This is a genomic window from Brevundimonas variabilis (genome assembly GCF_014199945.1).
Taxonomy (GTDB): Bacteria; Pseudomonadota; Alphaproteobacteria; order Caulobacterales; family Caulobacteraceae; genus Brevundimonas; species Brevundimonas variabilis.
This window is the reverse complement of sequence record NZ_JACHOR010000004.1, coordinates 268,555-292,685: the sequence shown is the minus strand read 5'-3', so window position 1 is coordinate 292,685 and position 24,131 is coordinate 268,555. Positions and strand designations below refer to the sequence as shown.

General features: G+C 63.2%; 19 protein-coding genes, 3 tRNA genes and 3 rRNA genes. 9 read left to right on the top strand and 16 right to left on the bottom strand.

The window, feature by feature from the left end; translation table 11 throughout:
* The 12 genes from GGR13_RS12785 to GGR13_RS12730 all read right to left on the bottom strand — a co-directional run bounded on the left by GGR13_RS12785 (position 1) and on the right by GGR13_RS12730 (position 10,485).
* Complete coding sequence (locus GGR13_RS12785; RefSeq protein WP_183213928.1) at positions 1–825, bottom strand: DUF547 domain-containing protein; 825 nt, start codon at positions 823–825, stop codon at positions 1–3.
* Entirely contained in the window at positions 825–1,427 is a 603-nt protein-coding gene (gene msrA / locus GGR13_RS12780; protein ID WP_183213927.1) for a peptide-methionine (S)-S-oxide reductase MsrA, read from the bottom strand. The genes GGR13_RS12785 and msrA overlap by 1 nt, the downstream gene beginning before the upstream one ends.
* Positions 1,428–1,554: 127 nt before the next feature.
* Positions 1,555–2,433: a crotonase/enoyl-CoA hydratase family protein gene (locus GGR13_RS12775; protein ID WP_183213926.1), complete on the bottom strand. Its 879-nt coding sequence runs from the start codon at positions 2,431–2,433 to the stop codon at positions 1,555–1,557.
* A gap of 92 nt (positions 2,434–2,525) precedes the next feature.
* The gene (locus GGR13_RS12770; RefSeq protein ID WP_183213925.1) at positions 2,526–3,080 is read right to left on the bottom strand and encodes a type 1 glutamine amidotransferase domain-containing protein; all 555 of its coding nucleotides are present in this window, start codon (positions 3,078–3,080) and stop codon (positions 2,526–2,528) included.
* Positions 3,081–3,247: 167 nt separating this feature from the next.
* Positions 3,248–3,324 (bottom strand) — tRNA-Met (locus GGR13_RS12765).
* Positions 3,325–3,389: 65 nt separating this feature from the next.
* Positions 3,390–3,504 (bottom strand): 5S ribosomal RNA (gene rrf / locus GGR13_RS12760).
* Between the two features lie 94 nt (positions 3,505–3,598).
* Positions 3,599–6,384: ribosomal RNA gene (locus GGR13_RS12755) — 23S ribosomal RNA — on the bottom strand.
* 256 nt (positions 6,385–6,640) lie between these two features.
* A tRNA-Ala gene (locus GGR13_RS12750) sits at positions 6,641–6,716 on the bottom strand.
* Between the two features lie 80 nt (positions 6,717–6,796).
* A tRNA-Ile gene (locus GGR13_RS12745) sits at positions 6,797–6,874 on the bottom strand.
* 225 nt (positions 6,875–7,099) lie between these two features.
* Positions 7,100–8,560 (bottom strand): 16S ribosomal RNA (locus GGR13_RS12740).
* The 16S, 23S and 5S rRNA genes sit together here with 3 tRNA genes alongside, the layout of an rRNA operon.
* A 726-nt stretch (positions 8,561–9,286) precedes the next feature.
* The gene (locus GGR13_RS12735) at positions 9,287–9,715 is read right to left on the bottom strand and encodes a CBS domain-containing protein (protein WP_183213924.1); all 429 of its coding nucleotides are present in this window, start codon (positions 9,713–9,715) and stop codon (positions 9,287–9,289) included.
* A gap of 65 nt (positions 9,716–9,780) precedes the next feature.
* The gene (locus GGR13_RS12730; RefSeq protein WP_183213923.1) at positions 9,781–10,485 is read right to left on the bottom strand and encodes a rhomboid family intramembrane serine protease; all 705 of its coding nucleotides are present in this window, start codon (positions 10,483–10,485) and stop codon (positions 9,781–9,783) included.
* Between the two features lie 116 nt (positions 10,486–10,601).
* Here GGR13_RS12730 and hfaA point away from each other — a divergent pair, with 116 nt between their 5' ends.
* The 4 genes from hfaA to GGR13_RS12710 all read left to right on the top strand — a co-directional run bounded on the left by hfaA (position 10,602) and on the right by GGR13_RS12710 (position 16,247).
* Positions 10,602–11,027 carry a holdfast anchoring protein HfaA gene (gene hfaA, locus GGR13_RS12725; RefSeq protein WP_246347838.1) on the top strand — a complete coding sequence of 142 codons (426 nt, stop codon included), beginning with the start codon at positions 10,602–10,604 and terminating at the stop codon, positions 11,025–11,027.
* Positions 11,024–12,031: a holdfast anchoring protein HfaB gene (gene hfaB / locus GGR13_RS12720; RefSeq protein WP_183213922.1), complete on the top strand. Its 1,008-nt coding sequence runs from the start codon at positions 11,024–11,026 to the stop codon at positions 12,029–12,031. Before hfaA ends, hfaB begins: the two co-directional genes overlap by 4 nt.
* Entirely contained in the window at positions 11,958–13,211 is a 1,254-nt protein-coding gene (gene hfaD, locus GGR13_RS12715) for a holdfast anchor protein HfaD (RefSeq protein ID WP_183213921.1), read from the top strand. Before hfaB ends, hfaD begins: the two co-directional genes overlap by 74 nt.
* 150 nt (positions 13,212–13,361) lie before the next feature.
* On the top strand, positions 13,362–16,247 hold the full coding sequence (locus GGR13_RS12710; protein WP_183213920.1) for a M16 family metallopeptidase: 2,886 nt from the start codon (positions 13,362–13,364) through the stop codon (positions 16,245–16,247).
* A gap of 200 nt (positions 16,248–16,447) precedes the next feature.
* Here the strand turns inward: GGR13_RS12710 and GGR13_RS12705 are convergent, their stop codons facing one another.
* Positions 16,448–17,374 carry a hypothetical protein gene (locus GGR13_RS12705; RefSeq protein WP_183213919.1) on the bottom strand — a complete coding sequence of 309 codons (927 nt, stop codon included), beginning with the start codon at positions 17,372–17,374 and terminating at the stop codon, positions 16,448–16,450.
* Between the two features lie 144 nt (positions 17,375–17,518).
* On the opposite strand from GGR13_RS12705, the gene GGR13_RS12700 reads away from it, so the two are divergent.
* Entirely contained in the window at positions 17,519–18,046 is a 528-nt protein-coding gene (locus GGR13_RS12700) for a PAS domain-containing protein (RefSeq protein ID WP_183213918.1), read from the top strand.
* A gap of 8 nt (positions 18,047–18,054) precedes the next feature.
* On the opposite strand, the gene GGR13_RS12695 is transcribed toward GGR13_RS12700, so the two are convergent.
* On the bottom strand, positions 18,055–18,717 hold the full coding sequence (locus GGR13_RS12695) for a glutathione S-transferase family protein (RefSeq protein ID WP_183213917.1): 663 nt from the start codon (positions 18,715–18,717) through the stop codon (positions 18,055–18,057).
* Between the two features lie 191 nt (positions 18,718–18,908).
* Here GGR13_RS12695 and GGR13_RS12690 point away from each other — a divergent pair, with 191 nt between their 5' ends.
* The 4 genes from GGR13_RS12690 (at position 18,909) to GGR13_RS12675 (ending at position 22,843) form a co-directional block, all read left to right on the top strand.
* On the top strand, positions 18,909–20,285 hold the full coding sequence (locus GGR13_RS12690) for a M28 family metallopeptidase (protein ID WP_183213916.1): 1,377 nt from the start codon (positions 18,909–18,911) through the stop codon (positions 20,283–20,285).
* 52 nt (positions 20,286–20,337) lie between these two features.
* Positions 20,338–21,636, top strand: a complete 1,299-nt coding sequence (gene purB, locus GGR13_RS12685) for an adenylosuccinate lyase (RefSeq protein WP_183213915.1) — start codon at positions 20,338–20,340, stop codon at positions 21,634–21,636.
* A complete protein-coding gene (locus GGR13_RS12680) occupies positions 21,633–22,127 on the top strand; it encodes a DNA-deoxyinosine glycosylase (protein ID WP_183213914.1) in 495 nt (164 codons plus the stop codon). Before purB ends, GGR13_RS12680 begins: the two co-directional genes overlap by 4 nt.
* Before the next feature lie 119 nt (positions 22,128–22,246).
* Entirely contained in the window at positions 22,247–22,843 is a 597-nt protein-coding gene (locus tag GGR13_RS12675; RefSeq protein ID WP_183213913.1) for a fasciclin domain-containing protein, read from the top strand.
* A gap of 199 nt (positions 22,844–23,042) precedes the next feature.
* On the opposite strand, the gene GGR13_RS12670 is transcribed toward GGR13_RS12675, so the two are convergent.
* Together GGR13_RS12670 and GGR13_RS12665 are read right to left on the bottom strand one after the other, a co-directional pair.
* On the bottom strand, positions 23,043–23,513 hold the full coding sequence (locus GGR13_RS12670; RefSeq protein WP_343060392.1) for a DUF6789 family protein: 471 nt from the start codon (positions 23,511–23,513) through the stop codon (positions 23,043–23,045).
* 135 nt (positions 23,514–23,648) lie between these two features.
* The gene (locus GGR13_RS12665; RefSeq protein ID WP_343060391.1) at positions 23,649–24,104 is read right to left on the bottom strand and encodes a PGPGW domain-containing protein; all 456 of its coding nucleotides are present in this window, start codon (positions 24,102–24,104) and stop codon (positions 23,649–23,651) included.
* Positions 24,105–24,131 lie beyond the last annotated feature (27 nt).

Genomic DNA, 24,131 nt, shown 5'->3' with positions numbered 1-24,131 from the left:
TCAGCCTCTCGGGACCGCATTCAGCGACCAGTCGTAGGTATCCCGGCCGATGCGCGTCACCGCCCGCAGCCGCGCCTTGAGAGGCTCATCAGCATAACGGGCCAGATGGGCGATGACCCGGGCATCGCTCCCGCCGAAGTCGGCCGCGTACCATTTGTAGATCGACGAGACGACCAGCACATCACCATCGAAGGTCACGCCCCGCGGAGCGTTCACATAGGCCCGCGCCGCTGCGTCCAGCCCCGGCCCGAGCGTGGTGCCCCGCCAGGCGCGCAGCGGCAGGTTCGGGCAACTGAAGGATGCACAGTTGACGGCGTAATGGACGCGCGGGTCACTCCACCCCTTGCGCAGGATGTTGTGCTCGATGTCGTCGAGCGACAGCGCGACGCCGCCAACCGTGACGACCTTGCGCTTCCAGGGGCCGGCGACCAGCCCCGACCGGATGTCCCGGATCGACCGCACCGGCCAGGCCTCCAGCACCACATCGATGGTCACGGCATTGTACAGGTTGGCCCAGAAGGCGAACTGCTCGGGCCGGGTCAGCGCAAGGGGACTCAGCCGCACGAGACTGGCGATATAGGCCTTCAGCGCTGCACGGTCTGCCGCCGACGCCTTCCAGCCTGCATAGTCGACCCGCACGACGCCATCCCTGGAAGCCCGGGCGCGACGTCCCAGCAGGGTGTCGAACGCGCCATGGCTGGCTGTGCCGCTCCCGGCCCGATTGACGGTGAACCCTGCAACGCTCCCTGCCTGAGCCCCTGCCGGCCCGGCCAGCAGAAACCCCGCTCCGCCCAGGATCAGCCCGCGTCTGGATGACCGCAGCATCAGGCAGGACCCCAGATTTCCTCCAGCCGCTGCGCTCGCCCGCACCGCCATTTGTAGAAATTATAGGTCGAGGGATTCTTCAGATAGTAGTCCTGGTGGTAGGTCTCGGCGTCGTAGAAGGCCGCTGACGGCAGGACCTCGACGGCCACCGCCCGCCCGAACCTTTGTGCCACCGCCTGTTTCGAGCCCTCGGCTGCGGCAGTCTCTTCGGGTGTCGCCGGAAAGATGGCCCCGCGATAGGAAGGACCCTTGTCGCAGAACTGGCCGATCGGATCGAACGGGTCGACGTTCTTCCAGAACACGTCCAGCAACTGGGCATAGGTGACGACAGCGGGGTCGTAGGTCACTTTCACAGCCTCGAAATGGCCGGTATCGCCCACGGTGACCTGCTGATAGGTGGGGTTCACAGTCGTCCCGCCCGTGTAGCCGGAGACAGCCTGCGAAACGCCTGGGGTCTTCTCAAACGCCTGTTCCACACACCAGAAACATCCCGCCGCGAACACGGCGGTTGCGGCATTGGCCGGTTGAGCCCGCTCGATCGGCTGCGGTGACGCGCAGGCGGCAAGGGCGAGAAGGACGATCAGGGAAAACAGTCGTGTCATCGGCAGACTCTATCAGCTTGTGGCGCAAACTGCGCACGCCCTCAGCTACGTTCACCCGAGGCTGGGGGTTACCCGACATAAGGTCGCGCCAGCCATAAGCCAGTCCGCCGCGATCGCCGGGATATGGTCAGCCCAGCCAGGCCTCGGCAAACCCCGGCAGTCGCGAAGCCGGTGCCGAGAACTCAGGGTCCCTTTTCTCGAGGAAAGCCCGGACACCTTCCTTGCCGTCGCCCTGACTGGCATGGAGCATGGCGAGAGACTCGATCAGGTGCGCCTGTCTCGGATCCGGCAGGGCGGGGTTTCGCCGCATCATGTGCCGGGTCATGGCGATGGCAGCGGGCGAACGGTGCGTGATCAGCCGTCGCGCAAAGGCCTCGACCTCGGCCAACAGGGTTTCCGGATCATGAACGGACCGGAGCAGTCCGGCCTGCAGGCACGCCTCCGGCTTCAGGATATCCCCTGTATAGCACCACTCCAGCGCCTGCTGCAGTCCGACCAGCCGGGGCAGGAACCAGGTCGAACAGGCCTCCGGCACAATGCCGATCTTGTTGAAGACGAACCCGATCCGCGCTGCCGTCGAGGCCATGCGGAAATCCATTGCCAGGGTCATGGTCGCACCCACCCCGACCGCCGCGCCATTGATGGCCGCGATCACCGGCTTGCGACAGTCGTGAATGGCCAGGGTGACCCGCCCCCCGGTGTCCCGGACACCGTCCCGGAGCCCCGATTCCTCGAAGCCCGCATCCAGTTCGGCAAGGGTCGGGTCCAGCGTCTCGTCCAGCCCGAACACATTGCCAGGCACCGAAAGGTCCATGCCCGCACAGAAGGCCCTGCCTTCGCCGGTCACGACGACAACGCGGATGGCCTCGTCCAGACTGGCATACCGGAAGGTCGCTTCAAGCTCGTCCGCCATCTCGACGGTAAAGGCATTCATCTGGTCCGGGCGGTTCAGCCGGACCCACAGAAGTCGGTCGTCTAGGTCCAGTTTCAGGGTCTGGTAGGTCATGGGAATCTCCGGCTAGGCCATGCCCGACGCTAGACCAAGGCTGGAAGGGCGTCACCGCATGGCAGACCCGTAACGTATGAGCCTGTCTTACGTCAGTCGCGGTCGCGTTCAGCGGCAAACGTCTCGATCATCTTCGCACAGAACACGGGCAGGTCGTCCGGCTTGCGCGAAGTAACCAGATTGGCATCGACCACGACGTCTTCATCCACCCAGATGGCACCGGCGTTCTCGAGATCGCGCTGCAGCGATGGCCAGGAGGTTAGCCGGCGTCCTTCGACGCCGTCGGCGTTGATCAGCGTCCAGGGGCCATGGCAGATGGCGGCAATTGGCTTGCCCGCCTCGACGAAGGCGCGAATGAAGGCGACGGCGTCCTCGTCGATGCGGAGGGCGTCCGGACTGATGACGCCGCCCGGCAGCAGAAGACCATCATAGTCCCCTGCGCTCGCAGCCTGCAGCGTATGGTCGACTGAGAACCGGTCGGCCTTGTCATGATGGTTGAAGCCCTGGATCTCCCCGCCTTCGGGCGCGAGGATATCGACGCGGGCGCCTGCGGCGCGCAGCGCGGCGACGGGCTGGGTCAGTTCGATCTGTTCGAAGCCGTCCGTCGCAACGACGGCGATGTTCAGGTCGGTGAGCGATGCGGTCATGGGTTTCTCCGTACGGTTGGACAGCCTTGGAAGCGCCTGTGGGACAGACGTGTTCCCGTCTGGCATGACCGCTTCGACCGCCTGGTTGGAAAGACCGGCACGGCAGAACAGCAAAAAAGCCCCCTGGTGTGGACCGGGGGGCTTTTTGTTTTGCGTGTCTGGTGTTTTGGGTGCGGGAGCAGGATTTGAACCTGCGACCTTCAGGTTATGAGCCTGACGAGCTACCGGGCTGCTCCATCCCGCGACAGAGTGAGGGTTGTGAAGGAAGATGTTCGAGAGACACGTTTGTGATTGATATCGGCTTGGTAGACCCGGCGGCGACCTACTCTCCCGCGCCTTGAGACGAAGTACCATTGGCTCTGGAGGGCTTAACGACCGAGTTCGGAATGGGATCGGGTGGGGAACCTCCGACATAACCACCAGGTCAACCAAGCGGATATCAGATCCCCGGGTTTTGAGGCCCGGGACGTGTTTGAGAAGACATTGTCTTGTTAAAATCGCATGAGTTTTGCTGAGAAACGATCAAGCCGATCGGATTATTAGTACCAGTAAGCTTCACGCGTCGCCGCGCTTCCACACCTGGCCTATCAACGTGGTAGTCTTCCACGATCCTCAGCGAAGCCTTGTTTTGAGGTTAGTTTCCCGCTTAGATGCTTTCAGCGGTTATCTATTCCATACTTAGCTACCCTGCTGCACAACTGGCGTCATGACAGGTCCACCAGAGGTATGTCCATCCCGGTCCTCTCGTACTAGGGACAGATCCTCTCAAGCTTCGAACACCCACGGCAGATAGGGACCAAACTGTCTCACGACGTTCTGAACCCAGCTCACGTACCACTTTAATCGGCGAACAGCCGAACCCTTGGGACCTGCTCCAGCCCCAGGATGTGATGAGCCGACATCGAGGTGCCAAACTTTGCCGTCGATATGGACTCTTGGGCAAAATCAGCCTGTTATCCCTAGAGTACCTTTTATCCGTTGAGCGATGGCCCTTCCACTCGGGACCACCGGATCACTATGGCCGACTTTCGTCTCTGCTCGACTTGTCAGTCTCGCAGTCAGGCGGGCTTATGCCATTGCACTCATCGAACGATTTCCGACCGTTCTGAGCCCACCATCGCGCGCCTCCGTTACACTTTAGGAGGCGACCGCCCCAGTCAAACTACCCACCACGCCATGTCCCGGGACCGGATAACGGCCCTCGGTTAGACGTCAACGACAGTAAGGGTGGTATTTCAAGGATGGCTCCACCAGAGCTGGCGCCCCGGCTTCATAGCCTCCCACCTATCCTACACATACGGTCGCTAACGCCAAGGCGAAGCTATAGTAAAGGTTCATAGGGTCTTTCCGTCTGACCGCGGGAACCCCGCATCTTCACGGGGAATTCAATTTCACTGAGCCTATGCTGGAGACAGTGGGGAAGTCGTTACGCCATTCGTGCAGGTCGGAACTTACCCGACAAGGAATTTCGCTACCTTAGGACCGTTATAGTTACGGCCGCCGTTTACCTGGGCTTCAGTTCGTCGCTTTCACAACTCCCTTTAACCTTCAGGCACCGGGCAGGCGTCAGACCCTATACGTCGCATTGCTGCTTCGCAGAGCCCTGTGTTTTTGCTAAACAGTCGCTACCCCCTGGCTTGTGCCACTCTCACCTGCTTGCGCAAGGAGAGTCACGCTTATTCCGAAGTTACGCGTGCAATTTGCCGAGTTCCTTCAGCATAGTTCTCTCAAACGCCTTGGTATGCTCTACCTGACCACCTGTGTCGGTTTCGGGTACGGTCTCTGCTGGAGTTATTTCCAGGGACAACTTCGCTGCCGGGAACAATCCAATAAGCCCCGACAACTTACGCCATCCGTCACTTCCAGCTGGTGCAGGAATATTTACCTGCTTCCCATCGACTACGCTTTTCAGCCTCGCCTTAGGGGCCGACTAACCCTGCGCAGATTAGCTTTACGCAGGAACCCTTGGTCTTTCGGCGGGAGTGTCTCTCACACTCCTATCGTTACTCATGTCAGCATTCTCACTTCCGATACCTCCAGCCAGGCTCACGCCTGACCTTCACCGGCTTACGGAACGCTCCGCTACCGCTTGCACATAAGTGCAAACCCATATCTTCGGCGACTGGCTTGAGCCCCGTTACATTTTCCGCGCAGGATCGCTTGATCAGTGAGCTGTTACGCTTTCTTTAAAGGATGGCTGCTTCTAAGCCAACCTCCTGATTGTCAAAGCAATCCCACATCGTTTCCCACTTAGCCAGTACTTGGGGGCCTTAGATGATGGTTAGGGTTGTTTCCCTTTTCACGACGGACGTTAGCACCCGCCGTGTGTCTGCCCGATAGTTCTCTCAGGTATTCGGAGTTTGGTTAGTATTGGTACCGCTCGCGCAGCCCGCAACCATCCAGTGCTCTACCCCCTGAGGAATTCGTCGGACGCTCTACCTAAATAGATTTCGCGGAGAACCAGCTATGTCTAGGTTTGATTGGCCTTTCACCCCTATCCACAAGTCATCCCAGAATTTTTCAACATTCACGGGTTCGGACCTCCAGTAAGTGTTACCTTACCTTCATCCTGCTCATGGATAGATCACCTAGTTTCGGGTCGTCATACGTCGAACTTAGCGCCCTATTCAGACTCGCTTTCGCTGCGCCTACACCTAACGGCTTAAGCTTGCTCGACACATGAAGTCGCTGACCCATTATACAAAAGGTACGCCGTCACCTCGCTTGGAGGCTCCGACTGCTTGTAGGCTTCCGATTTCAGGATCTGTTTCACTCCCCTTGTCGGGGTGCTTTTCACCTTTCCCTCACGGTACTTGTTCACTATCGGTCGTAGAGGAGTACTTAGGCTTGGAGGGTGGTCCCCCCATGTTCAGACAGGATTTCACGTGTCCCGCCCTACTCGAGTCTCTTGCTGTTTGACGCCTACGGGGCTTTCACCCGCTATGGCCGACCTTTCCAGATCGTTCGGCTTTATGTCACAAGAGCACTGGCCTGGTCCCGGTTCGCTCGCCACTACTACGGGAGTCTCGGTTGATGTCCTTTCCTCCGGGTACTGAGATGTTTCAGTTCCCCGGGTTTGCTTAATGAACCCTATGTATTCAGGTCATTATACCTTTGAACGATCCGCCAATCCTTGCCTTCCCGAGGGAAAGCAAAGTTGGAAGACCGTAAAGGTGGGTTTCCCCATTCGGAAATAACCGGATCAAAGGGTGCTAGCGCCTCCCCGGTTCTTATCGCAGCTTGCCACGTCCTTCATCGCCTCTCTACGCCAAGGCATCCGTCAGAAGCCCTTCAACGCTTGATCGTTTCTCAGCAAAACTCATGCATGGATGCATCCCGGTGACTGGAAAGAAATGCCAGCGGGTCCATGCCTGATTTTTGTCAGACAATGTCTTCTCTCGAACAGGTCCTCAAAGCCTATGAACAGGCCGGACGCATTCTTCCTTCACAATATCAATGCCGTCGACCAAACAGTCGGGGCAATCTCTCTATGCGATCACGCAGTCACCAAACCACCCGGGCTCAAGTAGCCGCCAGGCGATAGCCCCTCAAAGAGGGCCTGGTGGAGCCAGACGGAGTCGAACCGACGACATCCTGCTTGCAAAGCAGGCGCTCTACCAACTGAGCTATGGCCCCGTTCCAGGAACGGTGCGAGCTCAGGAAAGCTGTCGGTGCGAGGTCCACGAAGTCGGCGCTAGCGCCACCAGCCAGCTGGCTGGTAGGCCCGGGCAGACTCGAACTGCCGACCTTACGCTTATCAGGCGTACGCTCTAACCAGGCTGAGCTACGGGCCTATGGCCGCACGACAGCCCGGATACCAGGCTCGCGATCGCACACCCCACACCATCCAGCCAAACACCGGACGCCATGGAGCGTGAAAAAGGAAAGAGAAACGAAGACGGCGGTATCCCGCAGTTTTTGCTCGAAGCCCTAACGCCTTGCGGCTGCTTGAGGGCTTCTCGCTGTATGGAGCGCCAATAGTGCTTCTCGTGAGAGACGCACTGGAGACGCATCCTTAGAAAGGAGGTGATCCAGCCGCAGGTTCCCCTACGGCTACCTTGTTACGACTTCACCCCAGTCGCTGACCCTACCGTGGTCGACTGCCCCCTTGCGGTTAGCGCATCGCCTTCGGGTAGAACCAACTCCCATGGTGTGACGGGCGGTGTGTACAAGGCCCGGGAACGTATTCACCGCGGCATGCTGATCCGCGATTACTAGCGATTCCAACTTCATGCCCTCGAGTTGCAGAGGACAATCCGAACTGAGACGACTTTTAAGGATTAACCCTCTGTAGTCGCCATTGTAGCACGTGTGTAGCCCACCCTGTAAGGGCCATGAGGACTTGACGTCATCCCCACCTTCCTCCGGCTTAGCACCGGCAGTCCCATTAGAGTTCCCAACTAAATGATGGCAACTAATGGCGAGGGTTGCGCTCGTTGCGGGACTTAACCCAACATCTCACGACACGAGCTGACGACAGCCATGCAGCACCTGTGTCCCAGTCCCCGAAGGGAAAGCCAGATCTCTCTGGCGGTCCAGGCATGTCAAAAGGTGGTAAGGTTCTGCGCGTTGCTTCGAATTAAACCACATGCTCCACCGCTTGTGCGGGCCCCCGTCAATTCCTTTGAGTTTTAATCTTGCGACCGTACTCCCCAGGCGGATTGCTTAATGCGTTAGCTGCGTCACCGAGATGTAAACATCCCGACAACTAGCAATCATCGTTTACGGCGTGGACTACCAGGGTATCTAATCCTGTTTGCTCCCCACGCTTTCGAGCCTCAGCGTCAGTAATGATCCAGTATGTCGCCTTCGCCACTGGTGTTCTTCCGAATATCTACGAATTTCACCTCTACACTCGGAGTTCCACATACCTCTATCACACTCAAGACACCCAGTATCAAAGGCAGTTCCAGAGTTGAGCTCTGGGATTTCACCCCTGACTTAAATGTCCGCCTACGCTCCCTTTACGCCCAGTAATTCCGAGCAACGCTAGCCCCCTTCGTATTACCGCGGCTGCTGGCACGAAGTTAGCCGGGGCTTCTTCTCCGGCTACAGTCATTATCTTCACCGGTGAAAGTATTTTACAATCCTAAGACCTTCATCATACACGCGGCATGGCTGCGTCAGGCTTTCGCCCATTGCGCAAGATTCCCCACTGCTGCCTCCCGTAGGAGTTTGGGCCGTGTCTCAGTCCCAATGTGGCTGGTCATCCTCTCAGACCAGCTACTGATCGTCGCCTTGGTGGTCCATTACACCACCAACTAGCTAATCAGACGCGGGCCGCTCTAAAGGCGATAAATCTTTCCCCCGAAGGGCACATTCGGTATTAGACCCAGTTTCCCGAGCTTATTCCGAACCTAAAGGCACGTTCCCACGTGTTACTCACCCGTCCGCCACTAACCCCGAAAGGTCCGTTCGACTTGCATGTGTTAGGCCTGCCGCCAGCGTTCGCTCTGAGCCAGGATCAAACTCTCAGGTTGAGTTGACTATCTGACCTAAGCAGAGCCGGACCGAAATCCGACTTGGCATTAGTTCTACGTATTCTTGACGAGAACCACTCCAAATACCCCTAAAGATATTCGGCATGGTATCTTCAAAAAAGACCGCAGCTGTCAGCTTCATCGTAATGACCGAAGTCATTCGCTAGAATACCGCCGCCTGCGTTTCTCTTTCCAAATCAACGATTTCAAAGACCAACACCGGAAACCCGGAGGACACTGTTTAACGCCGGTGTCCGGCGGAGGCGGGGATTTAGTCGCCTCGGTCGTTCAAGTCAAGAAGTTTCTTGGAAGAAACTTCAGGGTCCGTCCCGACCCGGGGGTCGGCGGAGGCGGCTTCCTGAAGAAGTCCGATCTCCGTGTCAACCGGACTTTTCAGCCATTCTGCGGATCAGAAACCGGAGCTTCCAGGCCGCACAAAACCGTCAGGAGAAGCGAGAGGCTTCCCTCTTTTATCGTTTCCGACGATTCGATTGGAGCGCGGAGACTATGTGGACCGGGCCATGGAAGCAAGAAGTTTTTGCGACTTCCGTTTTCCCCGGGAACCTTTGGCGACTTGCGTCGCCGCGGCCCGGTGGCCGGCCCGTCTCCGGGCGAGGCGGGTCTATACGGAGACCCCATTTCGTCCGCAAGCGGCTTTTTCGCGGCAGGCCGACTTTCTCGCAGACCCCCGCTCAGCGACCGCCGCGCCCCGGTGGGACCGGCGCTTCAGCCCGCAGCGATATAGCTGCGCAGGCTCTCGGCCTCATGCTGCGCTTCCGCGATCTGGCATTTCACGACATCCCCGATCGAGATCACCCCGGCCAGTCTTGCATCGATCATCACGGGCAGGTGCCGGATCCGGCGGTCCGTCATGCGGGTCATGAGGATGGCCACCGTCTCGGACGGTTCGGCAAACACCACCTCGCGGGTCATGTGATCCGACACCGGCTGGTCCAGACAGGTCGCCCCGCCCCTGGCCACGGCCCGGACAATGTCCCGCTCCGACACCACCCCGACGACCGTATCGCCATCACAGACGATCAGGGCGCCGACCCTTTTCTGCTCCAGCTCATTGCAGACCTGCCCGAGCGTGAGGTGCGGAGCGATGGCAAAGACGGACCCGCCCTTGTCCTTGAGAATCTGCGAAACCAGCATGGGCGTTCCTCGTCTCTGTTCGTTTCAGAGAAGGCCCCGGGCCGTGGATCGGCGCGACGCCGCTTCTAGGATCGAGGATCACCCATAACGTCCCGCGAATCAAATGCAGCGGCGGGCGTCCCGAACAGGCGCGCGAGCGGACCGATCAGCAGCAGGCCTGTTACGAACCCGAAGGCGTGAGCCTCCCAGGCGATTCGCGCACCCTCTGCTCCGGGTGCCAGTCCGATCAGGCCGATCACGGCGTTGACGGCCATCCAGGCGATCGATGCGGTCACGACCGGACGCGCGGTCAGGGGCATCACCCGGCCGCCGGTACTCTGACCTGGCACCCCGATCAGCCGCGTCGCCGCGCCGATCAGCCCGAAGATTGCGCCCGAAGCCCCGACCAGGGGATCGCTGCTGTCGAGGTGCAACAGACCGTAACCGGCGGCCCCCACGACACCCGATACAATATATAGGGTGAAAAACGCGCCCATCCCCGCAGGTCCCCTCAACAGCCGCGCGACCGGTGCGCCGAAGGTCAGGGCGGCGATCGCGTTCATCAGCACATGGGGCCAGTTCCCGTGCAGAAGCATGGACGACACCAGGCCTCCCCAGCGTCCCCGCTCCAGATCGGTCGGCACGAAGGCCAGGCTGATCCACTGATCCACTGCCCCGGATTGGAACACATAGAGCACCGGCATCGACACCGCGACCAGCACCGCCAGCAGCGGCGCATTGAAGAGTCTCTCTCTGGGCGGAGTGTCGATTCGATCGTGCCGGGGGTCCATGGGCCAGAGATGGGCGGGAAGTGCCTCAATCTCAAGCCGTTCTTAAGACCCATCGTGCACTCTGGCACATCAGTTGCAGGGTCTCCCGGCGACGGATCGTCCGACGGAGTAGACCGATGACCAGTTTCAGGATGACACAGGGCGTCGCCATCGCGGCACTCGCCTGCGTCATCGCCGCCCCCGCGGTCGCGCAGTCGCGCAGCCAGGCGGCCAACTACCAGGCGGGGTATGGCAACGCCCGCCAGGCCACGGCCCAGAACACCACCGGCTCGACCCGGGACGGTAACGGTAACCGCATCATCGTCGACGGCATCATCCAGAGCGGGGCGTCGAGCTACACCCGCCAGTCCGGCGGCGTCTCCTCGTCCTATTCGGGCGTTGGCGGTCAGGGTGGCTATGCCGGCGGATCGACCGCGATCGGGAACAATCTGAACGTGGTGGTCCAGGGCAACCGGAACACCGTGATCGTCAACTCGACCCAGAACAACTCCGGCAACGTCACGGCCGGGACCAACGTAAACGGTACTCCGAGAGCACAATGATCGATCGCACCCTCATGCGCCGCCTTCGCCCCATCGCGGCGGCCTGCGCTGTCTCGGCCCTGCTGAGCGCCTGCGTCAGCCCAGTGGCGGGCCCCAAGGGCCTGTACGCCACACCGATCGGCAATGCCCCGGTGACGTCCAACCCGACGCCTTACACGCCGGCCCTTTACTGCCTGGCCGACTACGCCCGGAACTACGACCTGCCCTCCCCGCGCATCGCCGTGGGCCGGATCAGCGACTACACCGGCACGGTCGCGGCCGACGGCGGACGCCAGATCACCGGCGGGGCGTCGCTGATGGCCAACTCGGCCCTGGCAAAAGCGGGCGTCCACATCGTGGAACGGTTCGACACCTCCATCTCCGAGCTGGAACTGCGCTACGCCAACAACAAGCTGATTTCCGATGAGGGCGGCGGACCCGAAGACCCCAACTATCGCCGCATCCTCGCGGGCCAGGTCCCCGGCTCCGACTTCTACATCGTCGGCGGCATCACCGAGGTGAACTACAACATCCGCTCGGGCGGGTTCGACATCGCTGGCGGCGAGGTCGAGGACGGCGGCGGCTCCGGCATCGTCTCAGGCAAGACCTTCGTCATGAACATCGCGCTGGATCTGCGCATGGTCCAGACGACGACGCTCGAGGTTGTCGACGTCGTTTCCTACCAGAAGCAGATCATCGGCCGTGAAATCTCGGCAGGCGTGTTCGACTTCCTGAACGGCAATGTCTTCGACATCTCGGCCGGCACCGGCGGCATGGAGCCGACCCAGCTGGCTGTCCGGGCCCTGATCGAGCGCGCCACGCTGGAAATGATGGCGAACCTGTATGGCGCGCCCGGCCCCGAAGTCTGCCTGAATGCCTCGAATGACCCGCTTGGCCCTGTCGGACCGACCGGTGGCTATTACCCTGCTTACAACAACCTGGATCAGAACAATGGTCAGACACGCGCAGACCCGAATCGCTGGCACGCTGGCCGCGACGGTGATGTTCGCCGCAGCCGCTACTGAGGTCTGCGCCCAGGACCGTCCTGACGTCCTGAACGAACAGCTTCAGCTCGGCGACGTCATCTCGGGCCAGGTCCTGAACGTCGAAGGCGTGCGCGAGGAGGTCAGCGTGACCAACTCGGCGCTGGGCAACAGCATCTCGGGTTCGACCGAGGGCGTGCCGGCCTATGTCGTCTCGCGCCAGTCGATGCAGGGCAATGCCCGCGCCACGACCGAACTGGGCCTGACCGGCACGACGGGCGGCTATGTCCATTCGACGACCCAGGCCGGGGGCAACTACCTTGCTGCCGGTGCCACAGGGGCGCGGCTCGACATCGAAGCTTCCCAGACCACGGGCACCGGCGAGATCATCGCCAATACCGCCATCCGTGGCGGCGAGGCCCGCCTGCTGCAGGGTGGCTTTGTCGGCGCGTCCGCCAGTGCCAATACGACGATCCTCGGCGGCGAGGGGGCCAGCATCAATGGTTCGGTCGACCAGGACTCCGCCGCGACCGTTCGCGCCGGCAACCTGGCCCAGACCCGCTATGTGCCGGCCCGCGCCGTCTTCTCCAGTCAGGCCGTGGCCAACACGATTTCGGTGAACACCCCGACCGGCTCCAATCAGGTTCTGGCCACGCGCCAGCGCTCGACCGGTGACCTGGTCGAGGCCGACACCAGCGCCAATGCGGGCAATGGCTGGGACCTCACCAGCCAGTCGCATGCCGCCGCCAACCAGGCCGCCTTCTATAATGGCGGCGGATCGGTCGTGGTCTCGACCGATCAGGACAACCAGTCCCGGGTTCGCTCGCGGGCCCTGACCACCAGCTTCGATTTCGGGGCGGCATATGCCCAGGCATCGGGCGCCGGCAACCAGGTCGAGGCTGGCAACAACGACGTCTATCTTGAGATCGACAACAGCCAGGTGAACTCGGGCGGCGTGGATGTCGAGGCCAGCTTCATCGGCAATGGGTCGGGTGCCGGTTATGACGCCTTCGTCACCGCCACTGCCGTCGGCAACAGCGTGACCGGCTATGCCTGCTCCACCTGTGCCGGCCAGGTTGCCGCAACCAACAACCAGATCAACACCGGCAATGTCTCGGCGATCGCCAACACGACCATCGTCTCTTCGGGACGGGCCGTGATCACCGGCTCCAGCGCCACAGGCAATGCCGCCAGCTTCTATGTGACCCGCCCGGGTCAGTAGGACGCCGCATTACACATCGGTAACTTGAGGGCCCCTGCTCTCGCTCTAAGAGTGAGCGTCAGGGGTCCGACGCGCGTGAGTTCGGTCGCCCCGTCCATTCAAAGGCGAGGCGCTCCACCCGGATGACGTCCGCCATTCGGGGATATCCAGATGCGCTCGTTCCGCCGCCTGCTTCTTGTTGCCGTGTCCGGTGTCGCCGTCATCGCCGGAGCCGGCCTGCCCGCTGTCGCCCTCGCCCAGGCCCCGGCCGCCTCGGCCTCGGTCGATGGCCAGCCGACCGACCCATGGGGTCAGACCCTCAGCGACATTCCGGCGGACGCCTCCGTCCGCTTCGGCGTCCTGCCCAACGGGATGAAATACGCCATCATGCGGAACGCTACGCCGCCCAGCCAGGCCGCGCTGCGCCTGCGCTTTGATGCGGGTTCGCTTTCCGAAACCGATTCCCAGAAGGGCCTGGCCCACTTCCTCGAACACATGGCCTTCAACGGCTCGAACAACATCCCCGAAGGCGAGATGACCCGGCGGCTGGAGCGGCTGGGCCTGTCGTTCGGCGGTGACACCAACGCCTTCACCAGCTTCGACCAGACCGCCTATACGCTGAACCTCCCCAACACGACCGACGAGGTCGTCGAGACCAGCCTGTTCGTCCTGCGCGAGACCGCCAGCGAACTGCTGTTCGATGCGACCGCCGTCGACGCCGAGCGCGGCGTCATCGTCGGCGAGGAGCGGACCCGCGACGTCCCCGGGCTTCGCGCCGCCAAGGCGCAGTTCGGCTTCCTGGCTCCCGGCCAGCGCCTGGCCGACCGTTTCCCCATCGGCGACCTCAACATCATCCGGACCGCGCCCCGTGACGAGTTCGTCGATTTCTACCGCAAATACTACCGCCCCGAGCGCGCCACCATGATCGCGGTCGGTGACTTCGACATCGACAAGATGGAGGCCCAGATCAAGGCGGCCTTCTCGAACTGGGACAATCCGGCCCCAGACGGCCCGGAACCTGTTCTGGGCGAGGTTCAGCCGCGTCAGACCGAGACCCGCATCTTCCAGGAGCCCGGCGTCCAGTCCTCGACGCAGATCTTCTGGACCAAGCCGTATGTGAACGCTCCGGACACATCGGCAGAGCGCGCCAAGGGTTGGGTTCGCACGCTGGGCATGGCCGTGCTCAACCGTCGCTTCAGCGAATTGGCCCGCGCCGAGAACCCGCCCTTCCTGGGTGCCGGTGGGGGTTACGAGGATCTGGTCAACTCGCTGGAAGGCGGAAACCTGACCGTGGTCTACAATCCGGGTGAGTGGAAGCGCGCCCTCGAAACCGCCGAGCAGGAGCAGCGTCGTCTGGTCCAGTACGGCGTAACCCAGGCGGAGCTTGATCGCGAAATCACCGAACTCCGGACTGGACTTACCGCAGCCGTAGCCTCGGCCGCCACGCGCCAGACACCGGCCCTGGCGGGTGCCCTGCTGAACGCAGCCAACGCCAACGACGTGTTCAGCACCCCGGCGACCGACCTGCAGATCTTCGAGGCCGCGGTCGCCGGCCTGACGGTCGAGACCGTCAATGCGGCGGTCCGGGATGCCTTCACCGGCAATGGCCCGCTGGCCTTCGTCAGTACGCCGGTCCCGATCGAGGGTGGCGAGGCGGCCATTACCGCCGCGCTGGAAGCCTCGCGTCAGGTTCCCGTCGCCGCTCCCGTCGTCGCCGCCACGATGGAATGGCCCTACACCAGCTTCGGCACCCCGACCCAGCCGTCGGGCCAGACCGAAATCGCCGATCTCGGGACGACCCTGGTCACCTTCCCCAACGGCGTGAAGCTGACCGTCAAGCCGACCACCTTCACCGACGAACAGATCCTCGTGACCGTCCGCGCGGGCAATGGCCAGCTCGGCCTGCCAACCGACCGTCCGGTTCCGACCTATGCGTCGAGCGCCTACAGCGAGGGCGGTCTGGGCAAACTGACCCGCTCGCAGCTGGAACAGGTCCTCGCCGGTGACGTCGTGGGGGCCAGCTTCGGCGTCGGCGCCGATACCTATTCCCTCGGCGGCACCACCCGGCCGGAAGACTTCGACCTGCAGATGCAGCTCTTGGCCGCCTATTTCACCGATCCCGCCTGGCGGCCCGAGCCCTTCGCCCTCGTCAAGTCTTCGCTGCCGACCCAGCTTGACCAGGTCCGCGCCACGCCCGGCGGTGCCTTTGCTCTGGCGAGCGCAGGCCTGCTGTCCAGCGGTGACCGCCGCTTCGGCCTGCCGAGCAATGAGGAGATCGCCGCTGCCGAACTGTCCGACCTGCGTCAGGTCGTGACATCATCGGTTTCCCAGGGTCCGATCGAGATCATCATCGTCGGCGATGTGACGGTCGATGCCGCGATCAAGGCCGTCGGCGAGACCTTCGGGGCCCTGCCGGCCCGTTCGGCGGCACCAGCGCCGTCGGCCGAGGGCCTGCGCCGGGTCTTCCCGGCACCAACGTCCGAGCCGGTCGAGATCAAGCACAACGGCATCGCCACACAGGCGCTGGGCTATGTGGCCTGGCCGACGCTCGACTCCATTGGCGATCGCAAGGAAGCCCGCACCGTCGGACTTCTGGCGCGGGTTCTCCAACTGCGCGTGACCGATGAGATCCGCGAGAAGCAGGGTGCTGCCTATTCGCCGGGCGCCTCGGCCACGTCGTCGACTGTCTTCCCGGACTACGGCTATGTCTTCGTTCAGGCGGAGGTCCCGCCGGAAGCGCTGACGGGTCTGTTCGAGACCGTCGACAGCGTCGCCACGGGACTGCGCGACACACCGATCGAGGCCGACGAATTGAACCGCGCCCGTCTCTCGGCGGTCGAAGGCCTGCGTCGCAGCCAGAACCAGAACGGATACTGGCTCGGCAACCTCACGGGCGTGCACGACAAGCCCGAGGAGATCGAGGCCATCCGGACCGCCATCAGCGATCTGGAAGCCGTGACCCCGGCCGACATCCAGCGTGTGGCCCAGGCCTATCTGAAGCCCGACGCCGCCTGGCGCGCCCGGGTGACCTCGGCGAACGCAGCACCTGCCCAATAGGACAAAAATGGCCCCGGTGCTCTCGCGCCGGGGCCAGTCTCTATCTCAGGATCGCCGGTGATGAGCCGACGACCCAACCTACGTCGACCGAGTTGACGCCGGCCTGAACGTTTCGTTTTCGGCCATTCATCCCGACACCCGGCGAATGCCGAAGTGGGTGACCTTGAAGATCCGGCGCTGGTGTCTTCCCAGACGGGAAATCAGAACACTCGACCGCCGACGCCGCCGTCGAGCACGATCGAGGAATTGATCACCGACACGCCGGCCGCCTGGACGACTTCCTCGCGATAGGCCGTGAACTTCTCTTCGCGGATGATGGTCAGGAACTTGATCCCGGCACCATAGCGACGCAGCAGCGAACGCTCGTTGCAGTCACGCTCGCGCTTCTGGGTCCGGCATTCGACGAACCCGCCCCGGCCATGCCACAGGGCCTGGCCCTTCTCGCAGGCCAGGATGTCGCCGCCGTCGAAGCTGACGCGATCCAGGTATTCCGCGATCGTCACCTGCAGGCGAGAACCGGCAATACACCGATAAAGTTCACCCTCGTAGTCGCCATCGACCTCGCGATCCGGCCGCACCTGCGAGGCCGGGTGAGGGATGTTCCGGTCGTCGATGCAGACGGCCTGGATGACCACCCGCTTCTCGAACCGGCGCCATTCTTCATAGGGCACCTGGATCACCTGGGCGACCGCAGCCGACTCGACGTTCAGGCCATTGATGGCGGTCGGATAGGGCTGCTCGACCGACACGAACGCCGATCCGCCCGCGCCACCGCCGATGTTGCCATATGACCGACCCGACGCCGCGCCGGTCGAACGCGCATTCAGGCTGGACCGCGCCTCGGCATTGGCGTTCGAAGACGAATTGACATTGTTGCGGACGTTGACGTTCACATTGACGCCGCCGCGCCCGCCACCACCGTAATCCCCGCCGTAGTCACTGCCGCCGCCGCCCGGATGGACCGGCGGATATGTCGGAGGCGGCGGAAGGGTGCAGCAGGGATGGGTCGGCGGCGGTGGCGGTGGCTGACAGCCGGAAACGCACTGTGCCGCTGCCGCACCGGCGATGGCGCTAAGGGCTACAGCGCCAAAGGCGGCCGATGCCCAGGTCTTGATCCGCACCCGCATGGGCTGGCTCCTGAAAAACTAATCCGGAGAGCGCCATGCAACAGGCGTGCCGCTCCCGATGACCCATCGGAACAGGAAAGCCTTAGGTTTCCGTTGCCAGCAGCGGCGTATGTCTTGCGACGGGTCCTCCGGAAAGCGAGGATCATGTTCCATTCCGGTACACAACGACTGATCGACCTGTGGTCTGGCCTGCCCGGCGCAGGGCGGATCCCGATGCGGGCCGATTTCGATCCGGTGACCCTGGGCCGCACCCTGCCCCAGGCCATGATCATCAACAGGGGCCAGGCAACGCTCCCCGTCCGGCTGGCAGGCGGCTGGATCGAGACGCTGCATGGCGCACCACTTCGCGGCTCTGACTGGCTCAGCCTGTGGCAGCCCGACAGTCGGCCGCTTATCCGTGCGAGTGTCGTGCAGGCCTTCCGCGAAGCCCGCCCCGTCGTTCTTGCGGCCGCTGCGGCCCGTTCGAGCGGAGTCTATGAAATCGTGCTTGCCCCCCTGCGCGGACCGGATGGCACGGCCGACCGGATCATCGGCCTTTATCAGTGGACCCGATCTGCCGATCGCACAGCCAAGGACGTCGGACCGATGACTGCGCGCATGGCGATCGGCGTGGGCCCGGTTGGCCGAGCCCCCCTGGTTCTCGCGGCGCTCAACGGACGCCGGGTGGCCTGAGACGTCCTTCAGGCCTTCGCCAGTTCCGACAGTCCACCTTCTGACCACTCCAGAAAGTCCGGCTGCGCCAGCAGCGTATCGACATACGCCCTCGCGGCGCCATCGACATCGCCGTGCGCCGCCAGATCAAGCTGGTAGTGGCGGATTCTTGCGGCGATCGGGGTGAAGAAGGCGTCGGGCACCGACCACTCTCCGAACAGGAAGGGCCCGCCGGCCCCGAACTGCGCCCGCATGGTGCGGAAGATGTCGACCAGTCGCCTGAGCTCGGCGGCCACCTGCGGATCGCCTGGTGGCTCGGAACGGTCCGGCCCGACCATGGTATGCTGCGGCCCCATCGCGCACTGGACGCGCATGCCCATGAACGATGAATGCATCTCGCACGCGACAGACCGCGCCAGCCATCGCGCATGAGCATCGGCGGGCCAGAGCGGGACCTCGGGAAACCGCTCGGCGGCCCAGACGGCGATGGCCATGGAGTCCCAGATCGTCACGCCCTCGACATGCAGAACCGGGACCTTGCCGGCAGGAGAGTGTTCAGCGATCCGCTCAGCCGTGTCGGGTCGGTTCAGCCGCACGACCACCTCCTCGAACTCGGCCCCGCACCGCTTCAGCACCAGCCAGGGCCGCAGCGACCATGTGGAATAGGCCTTGTCGCCAATGATCAGTTGCATGGTCGATCTCCTCCGGATCGTTTCCTGCCGTGTTGCTGAACAGCCGTCCAGTCCTGCCAGCGCAAGCCGCCCTCACGGCCCGCCGCATTGCGCGACGCGAACCGCCCCGGCCCGATCACGCCTCACGCACACACGGTCGACTTGCCCGCCTTCCCCTGTCTAAGGTCGGTCCGTCACATTGGAAATTGCTCATGCGTTCAGTCCCCCTTGTTGCCGCCCTGGCCCTGCTGGCCGCCCCTGCCCTCGCCCAGGCCCCCGCTGCGGCCCCGCCCGGCGAAAACGTCTTGCTGCACCAGCTTGCCACCCTGCCGTCAGCGCAGCGCATCGAGGCTGACGTCCGCACCATGGTTGGCTTCGGCACCCGCCACACCCTTTCCGACACGACCAGCGAGACCCGGGGTATCGGTGCCGCCCGACGCTGGGTCCATGCCGAGTTCGAGCGCATTTCGGCGGCCTGCGGGGGTTGTCTGGAAGTCATGTACGTCGGCGACACCTACACCGGGGCCCGGGTCCCGACCCCCACCGAGGTCGTCAGCGTGGTGGCCATCCAGCGGGGCACGACCGATCCGAACCGCTATGTGCTGATCGGCGGGCATCTCGACAGCCGGGTGTCCGACGTCGCCAACGCCACGGCAGACGCACCGGGGGCCAATGATGACGCCTCGGGCGTCGCCGGCACGATCGAATCGGCCCGGATCCTGAGCCAGCAGCGGTTCCCGGGCTCGATCGTCTATGTCGCCTTCGCGGGCGAGGAACAGGGCCTCGTCGGGGCCCAGATCGTGGCGAAGAAGGCGAAAGACGAGAACTGGCGCCTCGTCGGCGTGCTGAACAACGACATGATCGGCAACACCCGCGGCATCGGCGGCCAGAGCGACAATGGCACGGTCCGGGTCTTCTCCGACGCCCTGCGCCAGACCGAGACCGAGGCCGAGGCCCGCCAGCGCCGCGCGACCGGGGGCGAGGTCGACGGACCGAACCGCAACCTCGCCCGCTATGTCGACCGGATTGCGGACCAGTACATCCCCAACCTGGATGTCATGATGGTCTACCGCCTCGACCGCTTCGGACGCGGCGGCGACCACAGGGCCTTCAACGACGCCGGCTTCCCCGGTGTGCGCATCGTCGAGACGCTGGAACACTATGACCGCCAGCATCAGGACCTGCGCACCGAGAATGGCATCGCCTATGGCGATGTCATCGAGGCCATGGACTTCCCCTATGCCGCCAAGGTCACGGCCCTGAACGTCGTCAGCCTGGCTGCCCTGTCACTCGCCCCACCGCCGCCGGCCGGCGTCACAATCTCCGGGGCCGTCAGCCCCGACACCATCCTCAAATGGACCCGACCCAGCGCGGTCCAGGCTCCGAACCTCGCCGGCTTCCGCATCCACTGGCGGTTGACCACCGAACCCCAGTGGACCCACAGCCGCTGGGTCGGCGACGTGACCGAATTCACGCTGAGGAATACGATCATCGACAACTATTTCTTTGGTGTCTCGGCCGTGGCCACAGACGGCAGCGAGAGCCCGGTCGTCTTCCCCGGCGCTGCGGGCAGTTTCGGGGGCTATTGAGATCGGGACACAGGCTTGACTCAGGGGGCCGTGCGACCGACACGCACGCCCCATGATCATTCGTTATTCCCGCCCCGACGCCGTCGCCCTGTGGTCTCAGGAGACGAAATACTCGATCTGGTTCGAGATCGAGGCCCACGCTGCAACGAAGATGGCCGAGCTGGGCGTCATCCCGACCGAGGCGGCTGAAGCCATCTGGGCCAAGGGCAAGGATGTGGTCTGGGATGCGGACCGCATCGACGAGATCGAACGAACGACCAAGCACGACGTCATCGCCTTCCTGACCCATGTCTCCGAGACCGTCGGCGAGGAAGCCCGCTTCCTGCACCAGGGGATGACGTCATCCGACGTGCTGGACACCTGTTTCGCTGTCCAGCTGGCCCGGGCCTCCGACATGCTGGTCACGGGCGTGGACCGGGTGCTCGCAGCGCTCGAGAAACGTGCGCTGGAACACAAGCTGACGCCGTGCGTCGGCCGCAGCCACGGCATCCATGCCGAACCCGTCACCTTCGGCCTGAAGCTGGCCGGGTATCATGCCGAGTTCCAGCGCGCCCGCCGCCGCCTTCTGGCCGCGAAGGAAGAGATCGCGACCTGCGCCATTTCCGGAGCCGTCGGGACCTTCGCCAACGTCGATCCGCGCGTCGAGGAATATGTCGCCGAACAGATGGGTCTGGCCGTCGAGCCCGTGTCGACCCAGGTCATCCCACGCGATCGCCACGCCGCCTTTTTCGCGGCGCTCGGCGTTGTGGCCTCGTCGGTCGAGCGCCTTGCCGTCGAGATCCGTCACCTTCAGCGCACCGAGGTGCTGGAAGCCGAAGAGCCGTTCGACCCGGGCCAGAAGGGCTCGTCGGCCATGCCGCACAAGCGCAATCCGATCCTGACCGAAAACCTGACCGGCCTCGCCCGCCTCGTCCGTTCGGCTGTCGTCCCGGCCATGGAGAATGTCGCCCTCTGGCATGAGCGCGACATCAGCCACTCTTCGGTCGAGCGCGGCATCGGTCCGGATGCGACCATCCATCTGGACTTTGCCCTGCACCGTCTGGCCGGCGTCGTGGAGCGCCTACAGGTCTATCCGGACAATATGCAGGCCAACCTCGATCGCCTCGGCGGCCTGGTCCATTCGCAGCGCGTCATGCTGGCCCTGACCCAGGCGGGCGTCAGCCGGGAGGATGCCTATGCCGCCGTTCAGGAGAACGCGATGAAGGTCTGGCGCGGCGAAGGCCGGTTCCTCGACTTCCTCAAGAACGACGCCCGCGTGACGCTGGCCGATGACCAGCTCGAGGCCCTGTTCGACCTCGGCTATCACACCAAACACATCGACACGGTCTTCGCCCGCGTCTTCGGCGCTTGATCCGGCGCGCCTTCGACCCCGTCGTCGATGCGCGCACCCGTGTTTTGATCCTGGGCAGCCTGCCGGGCGAGGCCTCGCTGGCGGCCGGCCAGTACTATGCCCACCCCCGCAATGCCTTCTGGCCGCTGATGGACGGGGTCACGGGCCGCACCCTTTCGGCCATGGCCTATCAGGACCGGCTGCAATGTCTGCAGTCCGTCGGGGTCGGGCTGTGGGATGTCATCGCGTCAGCGGAACGCAGCGGCAGTCTCGACAGCGCCATACGATCACCGGAAGCGGCAGACCTCCGGAGTCTCGTGGCACAGTTGCCGCTGCTCCAGGCCGTCGCCTTCAATGGTGGAACCGCCATGCGCCTGGGATCCCGCATCCTTGAGCCCTGCCGGCATCGTCTCGCCCTGATCCCGCTTCCCTCGTCCAGCCCTGCCCACGCGCGACCGCTTTTGGAAAAGGCCGCGCATTGGTCCCGGTTGAGATCCTTCCTGATCGCCTGATCCACCCTGCGGTCACATGTCGCGCCGGAAAGCGTGATCGCTCACGCATCCTTTCGCGGGCTGGGGCGTCTTTGATCACGAAGCCGCGATCGACGCGTGCTGTCTCAGGAGATATCCCGATGAATACCCGCATTCTCGCCGTTACCGTTGCTTCGGCCGCCTTCCTGGGCCTGGCTGCCTGCAGCCCCGCCGCAGAAACCCCCGCCACCGACGCCACCACGGCTGCTGCCGATCCGATGGCTCCGATCGCAGAACCGGCCGCTGCCGCTTCGGGCACGATCGTCGAAGTTGCCCAAGGCAACCCCGACTTCACGACCCTGGTCAGCGCCGTGACTTCGGCCGACTTGGCCGGCACCCTCGGCGGCACGGGCCCGTTCACGGTCTTCGCCCCGACCAACGCCGCCTTTGAGAAGGTTCCGGCCGCCACGCGCGAAAGCCTGATGGCCCCGGCTGGCAAGGCTGATCTGACCAAGATCCTGACCTACCACGTCGTGCCCGGTCGCCTGACCGCCGCCGACCTGACGGCACAGATCGAGGCCGGTGGTGGCACCGCCACCCTGACGACGGTCGAAGGTGGCACGCTGACGGCCCGCGCCGCCAATGGCACCATCACGCTGACGGATGAAAACGGTGGCACCTCCACCGTCGCAACTGCCGATGTCGCGGCTACGAACGGCGTGATCCACGCGATCGATACCGTCGTGATGCCGAACTAAGATTCTGCGGAACTGCATGGGCCTCAGTGCATTTCACTGAGGCGCACAAACGCAGAAGACCGGGTGAGCCTTCCCCCCCAAGGTTCCCCGATGATGAAGGGCCGCATCTCCCCCCAGATGCGGCCCTTTTTTTCGTCTTGATTTGCCAGCTCAGGCGACTGTGGGGGAGGCCTTGATGGCCTTTGCGTTTACAGGCTGGTCAGTGCGCGGGTGCGGCTCCGACCATGGCTCTGAGCTCACGCTTCTCGCGCGCCATCAGTATTCCATAGACACTGCCCAGGACGATGCCGAAGATCGCATGGGTCATCAGCATCCAGCCCACAGTGCCAAACCCGTCCGAGCCTGCGAATATCCTTGGATCGCCGACCATAAAGATTCCAACCAGCAGGACCGTGAAGGCCCCGACAGCATAGACGATGCCGCGGGTTGCAGCCGTCGAGGTTGGCAGTTTGGCATACAGAAAACCGAACCCTCCGCCCAGCACCAGGACGCCGATCGCAAGATGGACGAGCCATCCCACCATGAGGTTGTCATGCAGCCCCAGGGTTTCGGCAATGAAAGCAGGGAACGCCATGACCGGCGATCCTATCGCGAGGTTTCCCAGCTCCAGCATTGACACAGCAACAGTCGCCGCCAGGCCAGCAACCATGCCCTTTTGTACGCGTGACATCATAACGAGAGCGCCTCCCAACGCCGGTTTTCGTTCCGATAACGCTGGGAAAGCTTACGCCTTTTTCAGGCGAATTGTGACCGTCCTGTGTTCACAAAACCGTGCTTCGGCAATGCAACACCGGTCAGAGGAGATTTAGCGTTGGAAATTCCGACGCCAGAAACGCCGACTGCTGCGGCGCACACGCGCCAGTCGCCGATGGGCAGACTTAAGGAACAGCTTCTCGGCCCGCAGAGCCTGTTGCCAGAACACCGGCGCGATCTCGGGCTTACGACGCAGCAATCGCCGGAAAGGATAGACGAAACGGGGTCGGGCGTATTGAGCGCGGATAAACTGACGCTTGGCCCAGAACGAGCTGCGAAGAATCAGGACCAGTCCCAGCGCGATGACCGGGATCCCACCCGGACCCGGCAGAGGGGCGATCAGCACACCCAGTATGACGACGATGACACCCGACACCATATAGGCAGCCCGTCGCAGCACCCGGGCGACCGCGTCGCCGGATGGCCTGAAGCCGGGTTGCAGAAAGGTGGGCACGAACGTCACGAACAGGGGGCCTTGTCTGGAGGGTCTGACATCAGGAACGGACACGACCACGGATAGATGCCTGCCGTGGCA